Consider the following 19,754-nt stretch of genomic DNA (forward strand, 5'->3'; position numbering starts at 1 on the left):
GAAAAAAAGCAGATAAATAGTATAGTTGAAATGTAAAGAAATTAATTGGCCATAAGGAGAATTTAAGAGATTATGAAATTGGTTTCCTGGAATGTAAATGGAATTAGAGCTTGTGTTAAAAAAGGATTTTTAGATTACTTTAAAGATGTGGATGCAGATATTTTCTGCCTTCAAGAAACTAAGCTTCAAGAAGGTCAGATTTCACTTGAGTTGGAAGGATACCATCAATATTGGAATTATGCACTGAAAAAAGGATATTCAGGTACAGCCATTTTCACGAAGGAAAAACCGCTTTCAGTGAAATATGGTGTAGGAGAGCTGGATGAGGAGCCGGAAGGCAGGATCATAACACTGGAATTCGAGAGTTTTTATATGGTGAATGTTTATACCCCCAATGCAAAAAGGGATTTATCAAGATTGAATTACCGTCTCGAATGGGAAGATGAGATGATAAAATATCTTAAGGAACTGGACTTGGTGAAGCCGGTTATCTTTTGTGGCGACCTCAATGTCGCACACCAGGAAATCGACTTGAAAAACCCAAAACCCAATATAGGGAATTCCGGTTTTACAAATGAAGAACGTGGAAAGATGACTGAATTACTTGATTCAGGGTTTATCGATACATTTCGTCATTTTTATCCAGACCAGGAAGGCTCTTATACTTGGTGGTCATATATGGCAAAAGTCAGGGAGCGGAATATTGGGTGGAGAATCGATTATTTCATTGTTTCAAAACGTCTGGCGGAATCTTTAATAGAGGCAAACATTCACTGCGATGTCATGGGCAGTGATCATTGCCCGGTCGTTTTGGAAACAAACCTCTAAATGGAATAAATTCGGTTAAATGGGGATACTAATGGTTATCCATATTCAACAGGAGGTTTGATTATGAACACATTTATCGTGGGCTTTCATCAAGAAGATAATGTAGACAGCATGCAAGTGCAAAAATTGACGTCGGCTGAGTTTGAAAAAGCAACATCACGCGGTTTTCGCAGGTTATTTGAACTGGATACAAATATGGGTTATTTCGTATTTTTTGATGCTGAAGATGATGAGGGTGATTTATCCCATCTAGTTTTACAGTATGAAGAAGATAATCAGGATCCAAGTGATTGTTACTCCTTTACTAAAAATGATTTTTATGAGTTCATGGCACTTTATTTACAAGGGATGGATGAAGTGGAAGTGGAGGATGAAGAAGATGATGACAATGAAGAGTACGGACCAATTCATCATCTTGCCCATTTGATGTTTCATATTGTTGAAGAAGGAAAATCCGTAAAGCCATAATTGGCCGAGTATTTTAATGATAGGTACTTGTGAGCTTTGTGACAGGGATGAGATAGAACTGACCATCCATCATTTAACACCTAGAGAATTTGGCGGAAGCCATTTACCAATAGCCTATCTCTGTAAATCTTGCCACAAACAGATTCACGCACTGTATTCAAACCGAGAACTGGCCATCCGACTAAATACCGTGCTTTTGTTAAAAGATGATGAAGCATTAAAAAAATATTTAAAGTGGATTAAAAAACAACCGGTAACGAGGGCAGTGAGAATAAGAAAATCAAAAACGAAATAAAGCAAAAGCCCATCTTAATAAGATGGGCTTTTGCTTTTCATTTTCAGCTTGCTTTATTTTTCAACCGATCCAATAAAAATCCACCTTTAAAATAACGTGGTTCATATGAAATGATGAAAGCCTTAGGTTCAAACTTTTCAACGGTTGCTATCAATTCTTGTTCCCGATTACGTTTGGTCAAGATTTCCATCCGATAACGGTTGCTATCCCTGCCCTCGCCCGTATAAAGAGTTACACCAAATCCGTTGTTCCTCAATGTATCTACCAAATGTTCATTTTTGGTTTGAGTATTAACGGTTACATTAATAAAACCGATGGCAAGTTTTTGCTCAATTTTCGTACCAAAAATTATTCCGATTCCAAAACCGACTGCATATACAACCATGGCGAGTATGCTTTGGTCACCGCCAAATACAAGGGATAATCCAAAAACGTATATTAACATTTCTGCGATACCCAGTATCGAGGCGAGTATGGTAATATTTTTTACTAAGAAAATGGTTCGCAATGTGTAAATCGGAACATAAATAAGTTGTAATAGTAGAATCAGAAGTATTTCTTTCACTTGAGCACCTCACCAAAATCTTCCAGTTTGATTAGACGTTTCAAATTGGGGATTGTTCATTCCATAAGTAACATCTTCCCTAATATAACCACATCATAATAGGGGAATTCAATGGGGAATATTATGTATTTTTTGTGTCATTTCCATGGACACAGAATTAAAAATCCCATAAGATTTTTCAATATTCTTTTTTTAATAAATTTGGTATCATTATCCTTATTAATTCATATGGGGGAATGATGATGTTTAATTATGATGGTCGGATATTCAAAGCTAAAATCAATTCTGAAAATGGAGAAGTGTCAGGAAACACTACCTTCCACTATTCACAAGACGGCTCAATTCTTTCAGCAAGTTATCAGGGGGGAGAGATTGTTAAAGGGACTTTAATAGGGCTGGTCAATCTGGATGGAACTCTGGAATTCAGGTATAATCATATCAATGAAAAAGGGGAAATTAGAGGAGGCAGCTGCCTTTCCACCCCTGAAATGCTGCCTGATGGAAGGTTGCGCTTGCATGAAAAATGGAAATGGTCAGATCTCGAACGGACTGAAGGACATTCCATCATTGAAGAAGTGAGAAAATAACAATCTACTTAGAGGGGTTTGAGGACAATTACTACTATTTGTTTAGTGCGGCATGGTCAAACAGATTGGAATGCACTAGGAAAGCTGCAAGGGCAGACTGATATTCCTTTAAATGAACTTGGAAAGATACAGGCACGGCAATGTGGTGAATTTTTGTCAAAAGATGATTGGGATGTAATTATTACAAGCCCCCTGAAGAGGGCAAGGGAGACGGCGGATATCATTTCGCACTATATTGAAGTCCCGGTTATTGAAAAAATGGAATTCATTGAAAAGAATTTTGGCGTCGCTGAAGGAATGACTGCAGCGGAAAGGAAGTCTGCATTCAGGGATAAAGATTATCCTGGTCAGGAAAATCAGGAATCTCTACGAAACAGGCTGATGAATGGGCTCCAGGAAATTCAGAAGGAGTATCCTGAGAAGAAAGTTATACTTGTTGCACATGGAGCCGTCATTCATTTTATTTTACGCTTGATGTCAAATGAGTCAATCGTATCCAACGAAATGCGCTTGTTCAATGCATGTTTGAGTACGATTAGATTTGAAGTTGATTCTTGGATAATTGATGATTTCAATCAAGTGAATCATTTATCTTAGTCCTATTAAGCTAGGTTAGTTAAAAAGGAAATGGTTGATTGAAAAGCTAATTTTAGAAAGAAGGAAATCATGACTAATAAGAAGGCATTGATTTTAGGCGCTACAGGTATGGTAGGTACCCAGTTGGTTAAAGAGCTAGGCAAAAGCAAAATCTATAGTGAAATCCATTTGCTGACAAGAAGGGCACTGAAACTCGCCGATCCCAAATGCATAGGACATGTTGTGGATTTCGATAATTTATCCAAGTATGCCGATTTGTTCAAAGTCACCGATGTGTTCATTTGTTTGGGTACAACTATTAAAAAGGCTAAATCGAAGGAAGCATTTCGTAAAGTGGATTATGACTATGTAATTGAAGCAGCTAGATTGGCAAAGACATCCAATGTTGAAAAAATACTCGTCATAACGGCTATGGGTGCCAATTCCAAATCAAAGTTCTTCTACAGCCGTGTTAAAGGTGATGTGGAAGGTACACTACAACATCTGGCATTGAATACTGTACATATTTTCCGTCCTTCCTTACTTCTTGGAGAACGAAAGGAATTCAGGGCAGGTGAAAAGATTTCTGGGCTGCTAAGTACTTTTGCAAAATTTGTCTTTGTAGGCCCTTTACGTCCATATCGTGCAATAGAAGCAAACAAAGTAGCTGCTGCAATGTACGTTGCGGCCCAAACGACGGCAAAAGGATATCATTTTTATGATTCTGCTGAAATAGAGGAACTTGCACAAAGAGTTACGATTAATAGTGATCATCCGAATAAAATAGTAAAAAAATAGATACAAGTTTCCTGTAAAAATGAAGGTTTGGGAAGACCATGCCGACGATATACTGAAAACGAGCCCCAATAGGCCCGTTTTTAAATTCCTAGACAAATTTTGATCCCACCCAAAAGAAAAAAGGAAGTGAAGTGTAATAAAGGTGGAGAACCAGAAGGTCTTGGTAATAAGCAATGCCAAAAGGTTTTTAGTTGTTTCTATAGCTGAGTTAGCTCAATAAGAAAACCGAGTATAAAGATCCAGGTCTTTTTTGGAAATTTTTCTGGTAATGTTTATAGTGCTTAAGACAAGTTATCGATCGCTTCTTGTTCTGATGGGACAAAAAAAACATTGTTCCCTTTATTACACTCATAAATGAAATCTTTCAGTGGCTTACTGGTATAAGATGAAAAATCCCCTATGATTGCAAATTTAATATGGTAGTTGGCAAATTTTTGAAGGATCTCTCCTGCAAGTTTTGTACTAAGCTTAAAAAATCTTCTGAAATTGTTTCTTTGTTTAGTGCTATTCGACTGCTCCCGGTTTTGCTACTAATCGTCATAATAATATCCAATGCACTTTGCTCATCTGTTAGTACGATTGAATCCGTATTAGCTGTTGCAATGATATGTCCATTCGCTTCTGTCGTTTTTATAATCATCTTCACTCCTCCATTCAAATTTAAGTATATATTTCTTATCATTTAAATAAAGACTGCTTCAGCAGCCTTTATTCATCTAACTATAACTGACATTTGGCTTAAATACCCCAGCTGTGCTGCTCCATAACCTGGCCCTATAATTGAATCAATAGTACTGTGTGTTCCTTTTAGCTGGTTATCTAAATAATGAAGCCCTAGATAAAATTGACTTCTTTTTTTATAAAGCATTTATAAATTTGAGGAAATGGAGGACAAAGGATTACTATTAATTATTAAAACGTGCCTGTAAAAGGCTCGTTTTAGACTGTAGTCAAACTCGAAGAAAATCCAGTTTACCTACATTTTTTTATTTATAAACGTTTCAGTTGATTGAAACGGAAGTTAGGAGACTCCTGAGGTGAAAGCGAGTACCCGGAGTGGAAATCAACGTTCAAATCTTCCGGATGAAACTTGATTGTAACAGTGATTTCCACTACAATTTGTAGTGGGAGGTGGAAAAGGATGAATATTAAAAATTTTAAATATGATGAAGTTGGACTGAATCGTTTCTTTGGTCCATTGGAAGCAAATATCATGGAATATTTATGGGATAAAGATGAACAAAGCATTAAAGCGGTTCAACAATCATTGGAACTTGACAAACCTATCAATTTCAACACAGTAATGACCGTCATGAATCGTTTAGTCGAAAAAGGCATTCTTGAAAAGAGGTCTGAAGGAAGGCTTTCATTATTTCGCCCGGTGCAGTCCAAAGAGGAGTTTTTTGAAGAGCAGTCAAAGAAACTGACTGAGAACTTGCTGGATGAATTTGGTGGAGCGGTCATAAGCCATATGCTGGATGCCATGAAAGACGCTGACCAAGGTTTAATTGAAAAATTGGAACAAAAAATTCATTCGTTAAAAAAGGATAAATTATAATGTGGAAGAGAAAGTCTTATTTTGTGATAAGCCTGAGTCTTTTAATTGCCTGTGTGGTATGGTGCCAAATGGGAGCTTTTTTAGTACACATCTTTTTTGGCGTGAATATTAAAGCTAATTTCTTTAAATTTTGTTTTAGTTTATTCAAGGAAGATTCAGTATACTACTTTGTGGTCGTCACACTGCTCAGTATAATAATATCCTATAGTATATTGAGCATCTTATTCAAAATTGCAGAGCAATATTTCTTATCCAGAAGGTTTAAACAAAAGCTTTTTCTTTCAAAAAACGTTGATATGACAAGGAATGTAAATGAAACATTCAATCGGGTCAACAATGATATCTTAGTTGTGAACGCTGAACAGCCTCTTGCGTTTACGCTTGGTTTCAGGCGGCCTTTCATTGTGTTCAGTACTGGTTTAATTCGATTACTGGACTTTGATGAACTAGAAGCGGTAGTGGAGCACGAGGCCTTTCACCAAAAGAAATATGATCCACTGGTCATCTTTATTTTACAGTTGATTTCAAATGCGTTATGGTTTGTCCCATTGACAAAATGGTGTCATAAAAATTACAAAATAATAAGTGAATTATCAGCCGACGAAAATGCGGTTCATAAAATGGGGACTGAATTAGGAATAAGTGCCGCTTTATTGAAGTTAATTAAACATGGGTGCACTGATAAATCCTCTCCTATCCTTGTTCATTTCTCGAATGAATCAGTTAACTATAGACTTCAGCAATTAATTGATCCCCATAAAACAATTCCTTTAAGGGCTGAAACTACCACGATTTTTGTTTCCATTTATGTTTTGGTTATCCTTATAGGAATGACTATAGTGATTGTCTGATGACTTTCACTTGATTTTTTTTCCACTTTACACTACACTTTGTAGTGTAAAATAAAAAAAGGAGATGTGTCATGAATAAACAAGAAATCGGTACCTTTTTATTAAGAGTTATGTTGGGAATTTCATTTTTCTTGCATGGTTTGTCAAAATTCAAAGGTGGATTGGAAAACACTTCAGGGTGGTTTCAAAGTATAGGCATTCCGGGATTCATGGCCTATGTAGTCGGTATGATTGAATTGGTTGGAGGAATTGCTTTAATAATAGGTCTTGGAACAAGAATAATTTCTGCCCTCCTTGTATTCATCATGGCTGGTGCAATTGTTTATGTGAAATTCCCAGCAGGTTTTATGGGGAATGGGGAAGGCTCAGGGTATGAACTGGATCTCGTTCTTATGATTATTGCCCTTCACCTAGTATTGAATGGAAGCCGCTTCCTATCTATAGACTCTAAGTTACCAAAACTAAAAAAAACACAGGATTCAGAAATGATAGCAAGTTAATAAGATTAAGCGACATTACAAAAATTCCAACACTTTTCAAGCATTCTTGAGGCATGATACCGGTAATCTACTAGGGTCATGTCTTTTGCATTTCACCTATTCTTATTTGAAATGCTTCATGATTTGAAAAACCAGGAATAAAAGAAGTTTTCCATAACTGCCATAACGTGACATACTTTGTCTATACATCAATAACCTTGGAATTTTCAATTCAACATTTAGAAAATTTGATAGTTTTCTGTAAATTTCCGTTGACGAACGCATGTTCCGTGTTATAAAATTCAATCATGGGTAATAATGGTATAGTGATTATTGCCATTGACAGTTCAAAAGCAAGCTTGGAAATTTCCAAGCTTAGTAAAAAAATCAAAGCAAAAGGAGTTATCTAATTATGACCATGCAATTATCTCCATATTTAATGATGAACGGAAATGCGAAGGAAGCGATTCAATTTTACGAAAAAGCATTGGATGCTAAAGTCCTCTTTAATCAAACTTTTGGAGAAATGCCAGAAAATCCTGAATTTCCTCTGCCAGAAGAAGCAAAGGATCTTGTGGCACACGCAATGTTAAAGGTTGGGGAAACGGACTTCATGTTTTCGGATATGTTTCCAGGTCAAACCAGTCAATCTGGAGATCAAGTAACGATCTGCATTTCAATTAACGAAATTGAAAAATCAAAACGAATCTTTGAAACTTTGTCGCAAGGTGGAGAAGTGAAAATGCCTCTGCAGGAAGCTTTTTTCAGCCCTGCTTATGGGATTGTAACAGACAAATTCGGTGTAACCTTTCAAATTTATACAGAGGGTGAAAAATAATTTGTTAAATAATAACAGTTGTTTTGGTGAATAGTTGCAGCTGTAATGTGTGAATAAATAAATCCCGATTTCTCATTAATATCACTGAGAGACCGGGATTTTTAAGTATGACTCTTATCTCTTTTCATAGGGCATCAAAAGATCCCCCACGGAAGCATATAAGGTAACATCACGTTTATAGATTAAGTAGGCGTCCGTTCTCACTGTCACTGGATTCTAGATTCAATCTGAATGTATATAAATTGCTCGGAACTCCACCAATGATATCATGAATACGCAGTTACCGATATTTTTTTCTGGTTCCACAATTTTACTCTGATACATTATCGTTATCTCCCTGTGATATTCGTCATATATTCTTCATCTATTTGTTCTTTGTTTAGAATATGCCTATGCTATTATTTAAAACATTGACATACAGATTAGGCTCCTTCTTTGTAAAAATTTTTCCTTTTAATAAGGTACTATCATATCATTCCAAGTACGATTCATTGCTTAATAAGGGGAAAGGGGGAACAATGTGAACACAGATCAAGCTTTCGACCTGCTAAAGGATGCAGGAGTAACAGAAAGCAGTAGTATACAAACTGTCAGACGCTGGCTTCGTGAAGGTAAGATTAAATATGAGGGAGGCAACGGGAATAGGAAAACCGGATACATAATGGATGACACAGATCAAGCATTTGAAATGTTAAAAGATGCAGGAGTAACAGAAAGTAATAGTGTACAGACTGTCAGGCGCTGGCTTGGCGAAGGTAAGATTAAATACGCCGGGAACGGAAAGAGGAACACCGGATACATAAGCGATGAAACAGCTTCAAAGCTGGCTATAAATGATAGTATAAATCAAAATAAGGACGAAATCATACACCGATTAAAATTAAAAATACAAGCTCAAGAAAAGCATATAGAAGGTATCGAAGAGCTTCATGAGACAGCAAAAAGAATATTGATTCAGCAAAGGGATATGTTCAAAAAGGAAGTTGCCATTCTAAAGAATGAGAAAAGTGAATTACAAAATGAATCAAAGGATTTATTAAAAGAAAATATTGAATTACGTAATGAATTGATAAAATTAAAAGAAAAAATCAGAAACAATTACATGATTGACTCCACTATTCAATCAAATGATTATAGTGAAAAATTAGGGCTTTCTAAAATGGCGAGCGATAAAGAAGTATTGGCAGAATATAAAGGGTTACTAAAAATAACTCATCCAGACCATAATGGCAACGCGAAGGTATTTCATTACATTAAAACTGATTACGATAATTTTAGAAAGAGCAACAAAGGTAAATGAATAGTGAATGCATGCAAAGGTATTTTTACATCAAACCTAAAGAAAAACCTAGGGTAAAAGCGTAATTTGAAACGTCGGAAATAGTATGATGGGACGAAACAGTGCCAATTTAGACTATTGATCATTATTTTTTGTTTGGCGATTTTAAATAGGAGATTTTTAAATGAACGAATAGGTGCCTTTGTTCATTAGGCACCTAAAATTGAGGGCTTTTAAAGTCTATCGTTTACACATCATGAGCGGCTACTCTGTCTCCTCATCCATTGTGTTGCAACCCATTTTTCCCCAGTGATAACGGGCGCCCCACCGTGTAAAGTTAGTTCGTTTAGGTTTTTATCGTTGTAAAAATATTCGAAATACACAGCCATTCCCTTTCGCGGGGATACTGAAAAATTCAATTTAGGAAAAAAAGTTTCCCCTCCATGCTCCACATCATTTAAGTACAAGATGATTGTGCTAATTCTATTATTTTTTGCTGCAATACTTGAAGATGTAAAAAAATCAAAATGAGCTTTATACTCTTGTCCAGGAGTGTATTTAAGAATTTGAATACCCTCTCCATGTTCAACGGGTATATTCATGATTGTTGATATCCTTTTTTCAATTTTGGTAAGGATGTCATATTCATTTTCTTGAAAAAACATACTGCTGCTTGTTCTTATCTCATTTACTTCGTGCGTAACTCCAATTTTGGAACGATTCATTTTGTCTTTTGACAATTCAATAAGTCCGTCACATTCTTCGTCACTCAAAACATTTTCTAAAACTACAATTAGAGGTTCTTCTAATCTAGCAACTACATTGATTTCTCTGTCTTCCGTTTTGATTTTATTTCCAATATGATTAAAAATCGTTTGTTCTTTACTTGTTTTATTATCCACTGTCAACTTTCATCGACTCCCAAAAGAATGAATTTTCAGAACAAAAAGTTTGGATTATTCTGTAAGCATTTTCCCATGTTAATTATACCATGAACATTGTTATGTATCTGTTACTTATTTCCGTCGACAAGTAAAAATTACTGGATGAACTGGCGCTTGACTATAGCAAACTTTAATCTTTTACATAAAATATAGGAAGCTCACAATATGAACAAGTCTCTTTGCATGGATTTTCATGTGTGTATTTTCACTAAAATCCTTACGTGAATTTTTCCTTCTGTTCAAATAAGAGTAAAAATGATGCTTGCTTGTTCACATTTTGTGAAAGGTATATCATTCCTCTTTTATTATAGAAGGGTTTATATAAGCTATTCTCTTAACCCTATAATCAAAGCCGTTTTCTTTCAGAATGTGCACAATGACAAGGGGACGGAGGATTCATCACCAAGAATCTTAGAGAAAAAGAGACAAAGGATAAAAAGTAATAGTACGATAGGGAATGTTAAGGAGTGATTGAAAGTGTAGGACTTTAAATCTATCTGTGTTACTGAAGGAATTAAAAAAGTGGATGTTATAAAAAATCCGACGTCGTTTCCACTGATCGGAAAGGGGGCGCAAGGGGCCGTTTTTAAAATTTCTTCAGATAAATGTGTGAAAATTTGTGCAAAACCAGAATTTGCGGCTAAAGAGGGAAATGTATTAAAAATTGCCTAGGAGTCTCCCGCTATTCCACGGCTTTATGAGGTGGGGCATAACTATATTATTATGGAATATCTTGAAGGGCCAACTTTATTTCAATATTTAGAATCTGGGGGGATCCTATCCGAAAAATTGATGAGGCAAATTCTTTTTGTTTTAAAAGAAATGAAGCGATTAAAGTTTACCAGATTGGATGCCGATTTGCGCCACATTATTGTAACTAAGGAAGATGAATTAAAAGTAATAGATCATTATAGCTCCTTTACACGGATTCGAAACAAGCCAGAGTTGATATTCAAAGGTCTAAAAAAGTTAGGTTTATTACCAATGTTCTTGGAAGAGTTAAAAGAAATGGATCCCGAATCCTATATAGAATGGAAAAATTTATAAATAAAAAAAGTAACTCCTTTAAAGCAAATAAGAGTTACTTTTTTCTATGGAAAAACCAGCGTTATTTGGGATTGCTATGATGCTGGATGATACGTTCAACGATTTCAGGCAATTTATTTTTCTGTTCTAAAAGAAACTTGTAGAGAGCATCTCTATCCTTCGTTTTCACATTCCACTCTTTAGGGATGGATTCGATTACTTGATAGATCGATTTGTTCGGCAATTTCACAATTTTTTCTATAAACGATGTAAGCTCTTTGTGATCATCGAGAAGAGAGAAGGCCCACTTATAAAAAGGCCAATGGTAATTATATACTGGTGTTTCACTTAGCGTTTGAGCAGACCATTGGTAGCGTCCTGGAAAAACTCTGCCATGATCAATCATATGGACATAATAGCCGCCATCGCTGAGATTTTCCAAAATGACATTCATCGTACCTCGATCAGAGTTATTCACCCATTGGTCGAATACCGTTATACCGGCAAGCATATCCCGGTTTTTAACATCCGTCTTTGTGGGAGGATTTTCTCTAACATTCTCGAAAACGGTACTGTTTTTAATAAATACACAGCCATATTGGTATCCAGAACTATAGTTGTGTTTAGTGGATTGTAATTCAGGCGTCTTCTTGATGAAATCTTCCGGTATATATACAAGATCAAATGGGATAACGGGAAGTGAAAGGAGCTCTGCCAACTTTCCGATCAGGTATTCATTGACCACTTCCTTTTCTCTGCCTTTCTTAGTATCGAACCACTTCACGACATATTCTTTACCATCGCTGAAAAGAATGACATGTGCGGTTCCGCCCCTTAATGTTTGTACATATCGAACTGGATATTTTGTCATATCACTTTGTCTCCTTTAAAAATATTTGTCTAGCTCTTTTTCATTTTCACCTTATCTTTTTTATTAACATTATTGCTTCTGTATTGATTGATGAAATTAGTTATAAGTTTCGGTAAATGACTTTTCTTTTCTAAAAAGAAATTTGTACAGCGCTTCACTTTCTTCCTTTGGGAAGGAATACAAATGATGTTAAATCCCTTCATTTAGCATAGAGAAGGCAAATGGATAAGTTTCTTGGTAACTGATACAGTACCTGAGAACTCATTTTTACATACTACGATATCACCCGAATTCTGGGATCAATCATATAGACAAAATTGGCGCCTTCACTAAGTTCTAGTAATATACTATTTTCGATAAATAAACACGAATAGTGGATCTGAACTAAATTTGTATTTTTGGAATGTAATGGGAGTATTTTTATGATTTCGTCTTGGGTATAAATTAGTCCGACGGGGACAAAAGGAAGGAACATTGCTAATTTATTGCACACATACTCAATTACTACTATTATTGGTTCTTTTATTTTCAGTGCCATTCATTTAATTACAAACTTTTTACCATCGCTAAAAAGAATGACATGTACCTTTCCACAAATTAATGATTTTACGAGCTCAACAGGTTATTTTGGACTGACTCATGGTTAATTAATTTCGTTGTTTTTTTCTATTAAGCTGTATAGCCTTTGTTGTTCGATGATTTGTTTATTCAAATCGAAATTTTCATCAATTACCTGTCTTGCACTTCTGGTATATCTCTTCCATACTCTTGGATGACTCAGGAAATATTTTAGACCTTGAGCCAATTTTAAATCATCTTTCTCAGGAACAAGGTAACCTGTTTTTTTATGCTCAATCAATTCCGGAATCCCACCGTGAAAGGTGGAGATGACTGGTAAACCACTTGCCATGGCTTCTTTTAATGCATTTGGAATCCCTTCTACATCGCCATCTTCACCTGTCCCAATGATGTGAAGTGTCGTTCTTGGGTATTCCTGATGAATCCGTTGAAAGGCCTTCAAAAGTGTAAGGAATCCTTTTTTCTCGACAAGTCTGGCAACAGACAATATTCGGATTTCTCCTTCCTTAGGCAGGGAACGTTGGACATATGGGTATAAATCTAAATTTAGGCCACCATATAATACATGTATTTTATCTTCTTTAAATCCTAATTTTTTTAATTCGTCTTTCAGAAAATGGCAAACCGTAAAACAAGCAGCTCCATGTTTTACTAAATTTTGATATCGGAGGACATTTTTGCGAAATCTCTTATATGTTTGAGTGGAAGAATCACGTCCTCCAAAATGTACAACCAAAGGAATATCATACTCTATAGCTGCTGGTAATATATCGATGGAATGTTTCCCCTGATGAGCGTGAATCGCGACGACATTTTGCTCCTTAAAGAAGGCTCCAAGGTCTTGAATTTCGTTCAAATTATAATAGTGTTCAAACTGATATTGAACATTGTCGCAATTTGGGTAAGGTCCTATAACAATAGGACGATATTGATCCAGCATAATGATCTGATTGTACATAAATCCTTGATTGATTTTTATAGGCTCTCTAATATAAAAAGCGATTGTCTTCACTATTTCAATCCCTTTCTTCTCTCTAAAATCAAATTTTCGATAAAACTTTGAAATATTTGTCGATCTCGTTCAGAAAGATCTTTCGGAAAAGCGGACCATTTAAAAAATTGTACTTTTTGTATTTCTATATCATCTGGTTTTAAATCTCCGCTGAGTATTTCTTCGGTAACGTAAGCAATGTTGACTGAAAAGTATTGATCACCATTAGGCAGCTTCGTAAAATAGTCCTTCCCTGAAAAAACGCCGATTAATTGAAGGTTGCCGATGTTAATTCCTGTTTCCTCCAAAATTTCACGTCTGCATGCCTCTTCCGCAGATTCTCCTAATTCGATGAAGCCGCCCGGCAATTTCCACATCTTTTCGGATTGTACCATCAGAAAACGGCTGTTCTGATCGATAACCAAAACGGTGACCCCAGTAAGTATCAAAGCTCTGGTTCCAACGAGAGCACGTAAATCTTCAATGTATCCCATCTCAAGTCTCCTTTCTGATCTTTTCTGGTTAATCCACTTTTATAGTAAATGCAAAATGGAAAAGATTTCAACTTCAGAATAAATTATCTAAACAACAAGATGAGCATTTAGATAAAGTCTTACATGAAATATCTAAGCGTTCGCAACCACTAGAAAAAATTCAAGTCAAACTCGAACTCCAAGAAGAACAACAGAAGCAGCTTCAGATTCAACTTCAGAATCAGTTAATTAAACAACAAGATCAAACTTCAGATAAAATCTTACAAGAAATTACGAAGATTGCACAACCACAACCACAACCACAACCACAACCCCTCTTATTAAAATCACCTTTTAGCATAATCGATACACTTTAAAATCACCTTTTAGCATAATCGATACACTTGATTTAGATGTAGAAAAAAAGGCGCAAATTGCGATGTTTATAGCAAATAGCAGTAAAAATGAAGATGAAACTAAATAAAGAAGAAGAGGCTTTTAAAGCCTCTTCTTCTCAGACTGTAGACAAACTCGATGAAAATCGAGTTTGTCTATTTTTATGGCTTGTACAATTTGGACGTTGATTGGAACGTAGGGGACCATCTTTCCGCGGGCGGTCGGGGAGCCTCCTCGGCTTTCGCCTGCGGGGTCTCCCCTAGACGCGCTTTTCCCGCAGGAGTCTCGTACCTTCCGTTCCAATCAACTTTGTCTTACCTTTTAGATAGAACACTTTTGCCTGGAGTCATTTTTGTTTTAAAATAGAAGTATTAAAACTTGAGGTGATGAGGATGCTTTCTAAACATGATTCTATTCAGCGAGATCAACTTGAAATGATTACTTTAGATCAACTGGTGCCACCGAACCATTTGGTTCGTAAAATGGAGGCTGCCATTGACTTCACTTTCATTTATGACTTGGTGAAAGATATGTATTCAGAGGTAGGACGCCCAAGTATTGATCCAGTTATTTTATTTAAACTGACTTTCATTCAATATACCTTCGGTATTCGTTCCATGCGTAAAACGATTGAAGAAGTTGAAACTAATATGGCTTACCGTTGGTTCTTAGGCTATGGTTTCCATGATAAAGTACCTTATTTCTCTACGTTCGGGGAAAATTATGAGCGACGCTTTAAAGATACAGACCTGTTTGAACAGATTTTCTATCGCATTTTAATGACAGCTGCTAATAAAAAGTTAATAAGTGCTGAACACGTTTTCGTGAATTCCACACATGTGAAAGCCAGTGCGAATAAACGGAAATTTGAAAAGAAAATCGTTCGTAAAGAAACACGAGCGTATCAAGGACGTCTTCAAGAAGAAATCAATCAAGATCGTGAAAACCATGGAAAAAAGCCTTTTCCACCAGATAAATTTGATAAAGAAGAGACCAAAGAGATTAAAGAAAGTACAACGGATTCTGAGAGTGGCTACTATGTGAAAGATGAACGAACAAAACAGTTTGCCTATTCATTCCACGCGGCCGCAGACCGTAACGGTTTTGTATTGGGAACGATTGTAACACCTGGAAATATACATGACAGTCAGATCTTAGAGCCACTAGTTGAACAAGTGATTGAGAAAGTTGGAAAACCGGAAGCCGTTGCCGCAGATGTAGCTTATAAAACACCAGCGATTACAAGCAACCTATTTAACAAAGAAATCATGCCGGCTTTACCTTATACACGTCCTCGCACCAAAGAAGGATTTTTCCGCAAACAGGACTATGTATACGATGAACATTTTGATTGTTACCTTTGCCCTTCGGGCGAAACTTTAAAGTACTCAACAACAAATAAAGAGGGCTATCGCGAGTACAAATCGCCAAAACAAATTTGTACAACATGCTCATTTTTATCTCGGTGTACAGAAAGCAAAGACTGTCAAAAAGTGGTGACACGGCATATCTGGCAAACACATGTGGAAGAAGCAGATCATCTGCGTCATCATCAAGATGTAAAACCTATATATGCAAAACGTAAAGAAACGATTGAGCGTGTATTCGCAGATGCAAAAGAAAAGCATGGTATGCGTTGGACTACTTTAAGGGGACTTAAAAAATTGTCGATGCAGGCGATGCTTACTTTCGCTGCCATTAATTTAAAGAAGATGGCCAATTGGACATGGCGAGGTCCAAAAATGGCCTAACATAGTGGGCTCGTAGAGCCCCAATCTCTTAACTTTAGGCGAAAATTCAAAGGGAATTTCAAAAGGGGTTCAGAATTTTTTAATTCCGAACCCCTTTTGTCTACAAACTGAGAAGAAGAGGCTGTTAAAGCCTCTTCTTCTTTTTTGAAAACTAGTTCCATCGAAAGCCGGTTTCACAGTATTCCCCACTCCATTGCGGAAAATGCGCATCCCAAATTATTTGAGACTCTTCAAAAGATATAGAAACCAACTTCAAAGTTATCGAAGTTGTGGGTGTAGGGCGTATTCGCAGAAATCGATACCTTGTGTCGATGGCGCCCACTGGGAACTAGCCGAAGGTTGCAATTAGAGTGGAATGATTCATTAGAATTGTATCCAATATGCCAAGTTTTGCTCTTCATGTACGGAGAAAGTAATAGTGATGCATTACCTTTACAAGGATGATAAGAGTTTAAGAGTAGTTAATAAAATTCCTTAACTATATCCATTCAACATGGATCGTACTCTTATTAAAAATGGAGGAGGTTAAAAAATCTCCCTTTTCATTTGAAAATTTCCCCCTCAAAATCATGAATACAGTCCATCATATATTTTGATTTAAAGTGGAACGGAAAGGATTTGTCATTAAAAGCTGGTCTTTCGATACCCATTATATTAATCTAAGAATTTGTTGCTCTCATTTCTGATAGCTGGGATTTTTCAAAGAAAGAGAAAAGGAAATCGTTTAGGCTACTGTACCGCAAAAAGCTCCACATTGGTTTATCCAAACCGTATATCGATCATTTCAAACTCCATTACATAAAAAGTGTAATGGAGTTTTTAAAGGGCACTAACCGACAGGCTGCGACGCCCGGCCACAGCCAGATTGGAATTCTTCCATATATAGCCTACTGGTCCCTGTTAAATAAAAATGGACTAATTGGGCTACTAACTAGACCGTAAGTTGTCCTATTGCATATAAAGGATTAATGAATGACAAAAGGGAGGCAGCTTATGAAAATTCGAAAGGCCATTATTCCGGCCGCAGGTCTAGGGACCCGATTTTTGCCTGCTACAAAAGCTCAGGCTAAGGAAATGCTGCCGATTGTTGATAAACCAACCATTCAATATATTGTTGAAGAAGCAGTAGCTTCGGGCATAGAGGAAATAATTATCATAATCGGTAGAGGAAAAAGATCAATAGAGGATCATTTTGATAAATCCTATGAGTTGGAAGATGCACTTTTAAGAAAAAATAAGCTCGATATTTTAGAGGAAGTTCAGAAAATATCCAGCTTGGCAAATATCTATTATGTCCGCCAAAAGGAACCGATGGGGCTAGGACATGCAATTCTCTGTGCTAAAAGCTTCATTGGAAATGAACCTTTTGCCGTATTGTTAGGGGATGACATCGTTATGTCTAAAACACCCTGTCTGAAACAAATCATCAGTGTTTTTGAGTATTGCAACAGTTCCGTCGTAGCTGTTCAAAATGTTCTGGAAAAGGATGTCAGTAAATATGGAATTATTAAGCCAAAAGGGATAATGATTGAGCCAAACCTTTTTCATATTGATTCTTTAGTGGAAAAACCGAAAAGGGAAGAGGCGCCTTCCAGATATGCGATAATGGGGCGTTATGTTTTTAGACCCGAGATTTTTGAAACGCTTTCCAAGCTTCCGGTTGGACACGGTAATGAATTACAACTTACTGATGCCATTAATGAGCTAAATAAACAGCAGGCCGTATTAGCATATAACTTTGAGGGAAACCGATATGATATTGGTGATAAAGTTGGATTCATTAAGGCAACAATAGACTTTGCTTTGCGCAGGGATGATATAAGAGACGAGGTACTTTCCTATTTAAGGGATGTAAATAAGAAAGAAAACCTCCAAATTATAAAGAGAGAGCTTGAATAATATGAAAATAGCTGTTTTGGGTACAGGTTATGTCGGGCTGTCCACTGGTGTTTGTTTGTCAGAAATAGGTCATAATGTCATTTGTATCGATACAGATGAACAGAAAATTAAAAGCCTACGTCAAGGGATTTCTCCAATATATGAACCCGGTCTGGAGAATTTGCTTATTCAAAATGCTGCAGCGGGTAGACTGCTATTTACTACATCTCATCGAGAAGCGCTAAATGGAGCCGAGATTATCATCATTGCCGTAGGAACACCGCAAATGGAGGATGGGGGAGCAGATTTATCTTATATTGTGCAGGCCGCGAAGGATATTGCTGCGAACCTGGTACAGAGTTCCGTAGTCGTTATAAAGAGTACTGTGCCTGTTGGTACGAATGATTTTATTAAAAGCATCATTGAAGAACATTGTAACGAACGTGTTACCTTTAATATGGTATCAAATCCTGAATTTTTAAGACAAGGGTCTGCCGTCATGGATACGATGCAAGCAGATCGAATCATAATCGGTTCTGAAAATGATGAGGCTGCTAAGATAGTACAAGAAATGTATCGTCCATTAAATGTACCATTTATACTAACAAGCATTCGAAGTGCGGAAATGATTAAGTACGCATCTAATGCCTTTTTGGCGACCAAGATTAGCTTTATCAATGAAGTTGCCAATTTATGCGGAGTAGTGGGTGCAGATGTTAAAGATGTAGCAAAGGGAATGGGAAAAGATAAAAGGATCGGAGAAGCTTTTTTACAGCCTGGCATTGGTTATGGAGGATCTTGTTTTCCAAAGGATGTTAAAGCATTGCTGCATACTGCCAATTTAAATGGAGTACATTTTTCCCTGTTAAAAGAAACAGTAGCGATCAATGATTTTCAGCAGGAGCTTCTTGTAACCAAAGCGTTAAATCGCTTAGGAGATTTAAAAGGGAAAAAAGTTGCAATGCTTGGTCTCGCATTCAAGCCAGAGACAGACGACATGAGAGAAGCTCCATCAATCAAAATTGCGCGTTCATTAACCAAACATGGAGCAGAAGTCGTAGCTTATGATCCGGTTGCAGTGGATAATGCGAAGAACATATTAGGGGATACAATCAGATTTGCCAGCACAGTCCGCGAAGCGGCAGTGAATGCGGATGCTGTATTCATTGTTACCGAATGGAAAGAGTTTAGACTTTTAGATTTGAAAACATTGATGACAACAATGAGACGGCCAATCGTTTTTGATGGTAGAAATTGTCTTGAAGAAGATCGAATCAGAGCTTGCAAGAAAATTGAATATTACCCAATAGGAAGACCAGCGATTGTTATTGGAATGACATAAAGCGAAAAAAATTTTCTAACACTTCTTTAACTCAGACATGTTGAAAACATATATTAGGTTTAAACCGGCAATGCAGCACCTTTGATCGTATCTTGGGTGCTTTTTTATATTTCTTAAATAGAAGAAAAATCTTCATCGACGATTAAAACCTTAGATTAACATCAACTATAACATGTTGTTTTTATTATCATTGTTTGTAAATGATCTTGTGTCATGGCACCTACTTAAATCCCCCTTTGTATTAGACAAACGCATACTCTCTGCCATTTAGCTTTACTGTATGTTATTAGTCCATGCGTACCTAGAGAGTCCTGCATAATATACTTGAAAAGGTCCAGGAAATTTGCTTACTATGCATGAAAGGAGATCATTTATTTGCAC

The 19,754-nt window shown here is 36.5% G+C and carries 21 protein-coding genes and 1 pseudogene; 16 read left to right on the plus strand and 6 right to left on the minus strand.

The genetic code is table 11. The features are described 5' to 3' along the window. Nucleotides 1-72: 72 nt before the first annotated feature. The 3 genes from ACZ9AO_RS14770 to ACZ9AO_RS14780 all read left to right on the plus strand — a co-directional run bounded on the left by ACZ9AO_RS14770 (nt 73) and on the right by ACZ9AO_RS14780 (nt 1,591). Nucleotides 73-828, plus strand: coding sequence for an exodeoxyribonuclease III (locus ACZ9AO_RS14770; RefSeq protein ID WP_048680852.1), 756 nt, complete (start codon nt 73-75; stop codon nt 826-828). A 63-nt stretch (nt 829-891) separates the two neighbouring features. Then, entirely contained in the window at nt 892-1,296 is a 405-nt protein-coding gene (locus tag ACZ9AO_RS14775; RefSeq protein ID WP_251539864.1) for a cytosolic protein, read from the plus strand. A 16-nt stretch (nt 1,297-1,312) separates the two neighbouring features. Next, on the plus strand, nt 1,313-1,591 hold the full coding sequence (locus ACZ9AO_RS14780) for an HNH endonuclease (RefSeq protein WP_082196407.1): 279 nt from the start codon (nt 1,313-1,315) through the stop codon (nt 1,589-1,591). 43 nt (nt 1,592-1,634) lie between these two features. Here ACZ9AO_RS14780 and ACZ9AO_RS14785 read toward each other — a convergent pair whose 3' ends face one another. Further along, nucleotides 1,635-2,156 carry a DUF2179 domain-containing protein gene (locus ACZ9AO_RS14785; protein ID WP_034306915.1) on the minus strand — a complete coding sequence of 174 codons (522 nt, stop codon included), beginning with the start codon at nt 2,154-2,156 and terminating at the stop codon, nt 1,635-1,637. A gap of 242 nt (nt 2,157-2,398) precedes the next feature. Here ACZ9AO_RS14785 and ACZ9AO_RS14790 point away from each other — a divergent pair, with 242 nt between their 5' ends. From ACZ9AO_RS14790 to ACZ9AO_RS14800, 3 genes are all read left to right on the plus strand, one after another. Continuing rightward, nucleotides 2,399-2,743 carry an avidin-fold protein gene (locus ACZ9AO_RS14790; protein ID WP_048680864.1) on the plus strand — a complete coding sequence of 115 codons (345 nt, stop codon included), beginning with the start codon at nt 2,399-2,401 and terminating at the stop codon, nt 2,741-2,743. A gap of 27 nt (nt 2,744-2,770) precedes the next feature. After that, nucleotides 2,771-3,340, plus strand: a complete 570-nt coding sequence (locus ACZ9AO_RS14795; protein ID WP_063594975.1) for a histidine phosphatase family protein — start codon at nt 2,771-2,773, stop codon at nt 3,338-3,340. A gap of 69 nt (nt 3,341-3,409) precedes the next feature. Next, nucleotides 3,410-4,117, plus strand: a complete 708-nt coding sequence (locus ACZ9AO_RS14800) for an NAD(P)H-binding protein (protein WP_476109339.1) — start codon at nt 3,410-3,412, stop codon at nt 4,115-4,117. Between the two features lie 281 nt (nt 4,118-4,398). On the opposite strand, the pseudogene ACZ9AO_RS14805 reads toward ACZ9AO_RS14800, so the two are convergent. After that, nucleotides 4,399-4,757 (minus strand): annotated as a pseudogene (locus tag ACZ9AO_RS14805) (DUF4180 domain-containing protein). A 501-nt stretch (nt 4,758-5,258) separates the two neighbouring features. Here ACZ9AO_RS14805 and ACZ9AO_RS14810 point away from each other — a divergent pair. The 5 genes from ACZ9AO_RS14810 (at nt 5,259) to ACZ9AO_RS14830 (ending at nt 9,143) form a co-directional block, all read left to right on the plus strand. Next, nucleotides 5,259-5,675 carry a BlaI/MecI/CopY family transcriptional regulator gene (locus ACZ9AO_RS14810; protein ID WP_476109340.1) on the plus strand — a complete coding sequence of 139 codons (417 nt, stop codon included), beginning with the start codon at nt 5,259-5,261 and terminating at the stop codon, nt 5,673-5,675. Then, nucleotides 5,675-6,526, plus strand: a complete 852-nt coding sequence (locus ACZ9AO_RS14815; protein ID WP_476109341.1) for a M56 family metallopeptidase — start codon at nt 5,675-5,677, stop codon at nt 6,524-6,526. Before ACZ9AO_RS14810 ends, ACZ9AO_RS14815 begins: the two co-directional genes overlap by 1 nt. Before the next feature lie 71 nt (nt 6,527-6,597). After that, nucleotides 6,598-7,026 (plus strand): DoxX family protein, encoded by a 429-nt coding sequence (locus ACZ9AO_RS14820; protein WP_048680878.1) that lies wholly within the window; start codon nt 6,598-6,600, stop codon nt 7,024-7,026. 391 nt (nt 7,027-7,417) lie between these two features. After that, nucleotides 7,418-7,843: a VOC family protein gene (locus tag ACZ9AO_RS14825; RefSeq protein ID WP_476109342.1), complete on the plus strand. Its 426-nt coding sequence runs from the start codon at nt 7,418-7,420 to the stop codon at nt 7,841-7,843. A gap of 520 nt (nt 7,844-8,363) precedes the next feature. After that, nucleotides 8,364-9,143 (plus strand): hypothetical protein, encoded by a 780-nt coding sequence (locus ACZ9AO_RS14830; RefSeq protein WP_048680891.1) that lies wholly within the window; start codon nt 8,364-8,366, stop codon nt 9,141-9,143. Nucleotides 9,144-9,376: 233 nt separating this feature from the next. Here the strand turns inward: ACZ9AO_RS14830 and ACZ9AO_RS14835 are convergent, their stop codons facing one another. Next, nucleotides 9,377-10,030, minus strand: a complete 654-nt coding sequence (locus ACZ9AO_RS14835) for a 2OG-Fe(II) oxygenase (protein WP_048680894.1) — start codon at nt 10,028-10,030, stop codon at nt 9,377-9,379. Nucleotides 10,031-10,588: 558 nt separating this feature from the next. Between ACZ9AO_RS14835 and ACZ9AO_RS14840 the strand changes: the two genes are divergently transcribed. Then, a complete protein-coding gene (locus tag ACZ9AO_RS14840; RefSeq protein ID WP_476109343.1) occupies nt 10,589-10,738 on the plus strand; it encodes a hypothetical protein in 150 nt (49 codons plus the stop codon). Nucleotides 10,739-10,789: 51 nt separating this feature from the next. Then, entirely contained in the window at nt 10,790-11,113 is a 324-nt protein-coding gene (locus ACZ9AO_RS14845; RefSeq protein WP_476109344.1) for a hypothetical protein, read from the plus strand. A 61-nt stretch (nt 11,114-11,174) separates the two neighbouring features. Here the strand turns inward: ACZ9AO_RS14845 and ACZ9AO_RS14850 are convergent, their stop codons facing one another. From ACZ9AO_RS14850 to ACZ9AO_RS14860, 3 genes are all read right to left on the minus strand, one after another. Further along, entirely contained in the window at nt 11,175-11,963 is a 789-nt protein-coding gene (locus ACZ9AO_RS14850) for a HipA family kinase (RefSeq protein ID WP_134781740.1), read from the minus strand. A 643-nt stretch (nt 11,964-12,606) separates the two neighbouring features. Next, a complete protein-coding gene (locus ACZ9AO_RS14855) occupies nt 12,607-13,554 on the minus strand; it encodes a glycosyltransferase (protein ID WP_476109345.1) in 948 nt (315 codons plus the stop codon). After that, a complete protein-coding gene (locus ACZ9AO_RS14860; RefSeq protein WP_063593631.1) occupies nt 13,554-14,027 on the minus strand; it encodes an NUDIX hydrolase in 474 nt (157 codons plus the stop codon). Before ACZ9AO_RS14860 ends, ACZ9AO_RS14855 begins: the two co-directional genes overlap by 1 nt. Nucleotides 14,028-14,794: 767 nt before the next feature. Between ACZ9AO_RS14860 and ACZ9AO_RS14865 the strand changes: the two genes are divergently transcribed. From ACZ9AO_RS14865 to ACZ9AO_RS14875, 3 genes are all read left to right on the plus strand, one after another. Further along, nucleotides 14,795-16,153 carry an IS1182 family transposase gene (locus ACZ9AO_RS14865; RefSeq protein ID WP_476109346.1) on the plus strand — a complete coding sequence of 453 codons (1,359 nt, stop codon included), beginning with the start codon at nt 14,795-14,797 and terminating at the stop codon, nt 16,151-16,153. A gap of 993 nt (nt 16,154-17,146) precedes the next feature. Next, on the plus strand, nt 17,147-18,052 hold the full coding sequence (gene galU / locus ACZ9AO_RS14870; RefSeq protein WP_476109347.1) for a UTP--glucose-1-phosphate uridylyltransferase GalU: 906 nt from the start codon (nt 17,147-17,149) through the stop codon (nt 18,050-18,052). A 1-nt stretch (nt 18,053) separates the two neighbouring features. Next, nucleotides 18,054-19,373, plus strand: coding sequence for a UDP-glucose dehydrogenase family protein (locus ACZ9AO_RS14875; RefSeq protein WP_476109348.1), 1,320 nt, complete (start codon nt 18,054-18,056; stop codon nt 19,371-19,373). Nucleotides 19,374-19,754: the final 381 nt, after the last annotated feature.

The sequence above is a fragment of the Peribacillus sp. TE19612 genome (assembly GCF_056279465.1).

Excerpts from the sequence above, each read along its gene's own strand:
- ACZ9AO_RS14770 (WP_048680852.1), top strand. The coding sequence starts at position 73 with ATGAAATTGGTTTCCTGGAATGTAAATGGAATTAGAGCTTGTGTTAAA.
- ACZ9AO_RS14775 (WP_251539864.1), top strand. The coding sequence starts at position 892 with ATGAACACATTTATCGTGGGCTTTCATCAAGAAGATAATGTAGACAGC.
- ACZ9AO_RS14780 (WP_082196407.1), top strand. The coding sequence starts at position 1,313 with ATGATAGGTACTTGTGAGCTTTGTGACAGGGATGAGATAGAACTGACC.
- ACZ9AO_RS14790 (WP_048680864.1), top strand. The coding sequence starts at position 2,399 with ATGTTTAATTATGATGGTCGGATATTCAAAGCTAAAATCAATTCTGAA.
- ACZ9AO_RS14800 (WP_476109339.1), top strand. The coding sequence starts at position 3,410 with ATGACTAATAAGAAGGCATTGATTTTAGGCGCTACAGGTATGGTAGGT.
- ACZ9AO_RS14810 (WP_476109340.1), top strand. The coding sequence starts at position 5,259 with ATGAATATTAAAAATTTTAAATATGATGAAGTTGGACTGAATCGTTTC.
- ACZ9AO_RS14815 (WP_476109341.1), top strand. The coding sequence starts at position 5,675 with ATGTGGAAGAGAAAGTCTTATTTTGTGATAAGCCTGAGTCTTTTAATT.
- ACZ9AO_RS14820 (WP_048680878.1), top strand. The coding sequence starts at position 6,598 with ATGAATAAACAAGAAATCGGTACCTTTTTATTAAGAGTTATGTTGGGA.
- ACZ9AO_RS14825 (WP_476109342.1), top strand. The coding sequence starts at position 7,418 with ATGACCATGCAATTATCTCCATATTTAATGATGAACGGAAATGCGAAG.
- ACZ9AO_RS14845 (WP_476109344.1), top strand. The coding sequence starts at position 10,790 with ATGGAATATCTTGAAGGGCCAACTTTATTTCAATATTTAGAATCTGGG.
- ACZ9AO_RS14850 (WP_134781740.1), bottom strand. The coding sequence starts at position 11,963 with ATGACAAAATATCCAGTTCGATATGTACAAACATTAAGGGGCGGAACC.
- ACZ9AO_RS14860 (WP_063593631.1), bottom strand. The coding sequence starts at position 14,027 with ATGGGATACATTGAAGATTTACGTGCTCTCGTTGGAACCAGAGCTTTG.
- ACZ9AO_RS14865 (WP_476109346.1), top strand. The coding sequence starts at position 14,795 with ATGCTTTCTAAACATGATTCTATTCAGCGAGATCAACTTGAAATGATT.
- galU (WP_476109347.1), top strand. The coding sequence starts at position 17,147 with ATGAAAATTCGAAAGGCCATTATTCCGGCCGCAGGTCTAGGGACCCGA.
- ACZ9AO_RS14875 (WP_476109348.1), top strand. The coding sequence starts at position 18,054 with ATGAAAATAGCTGTTTTGGGTACAGGTTATGTCGGGCTGTCCACTGGT.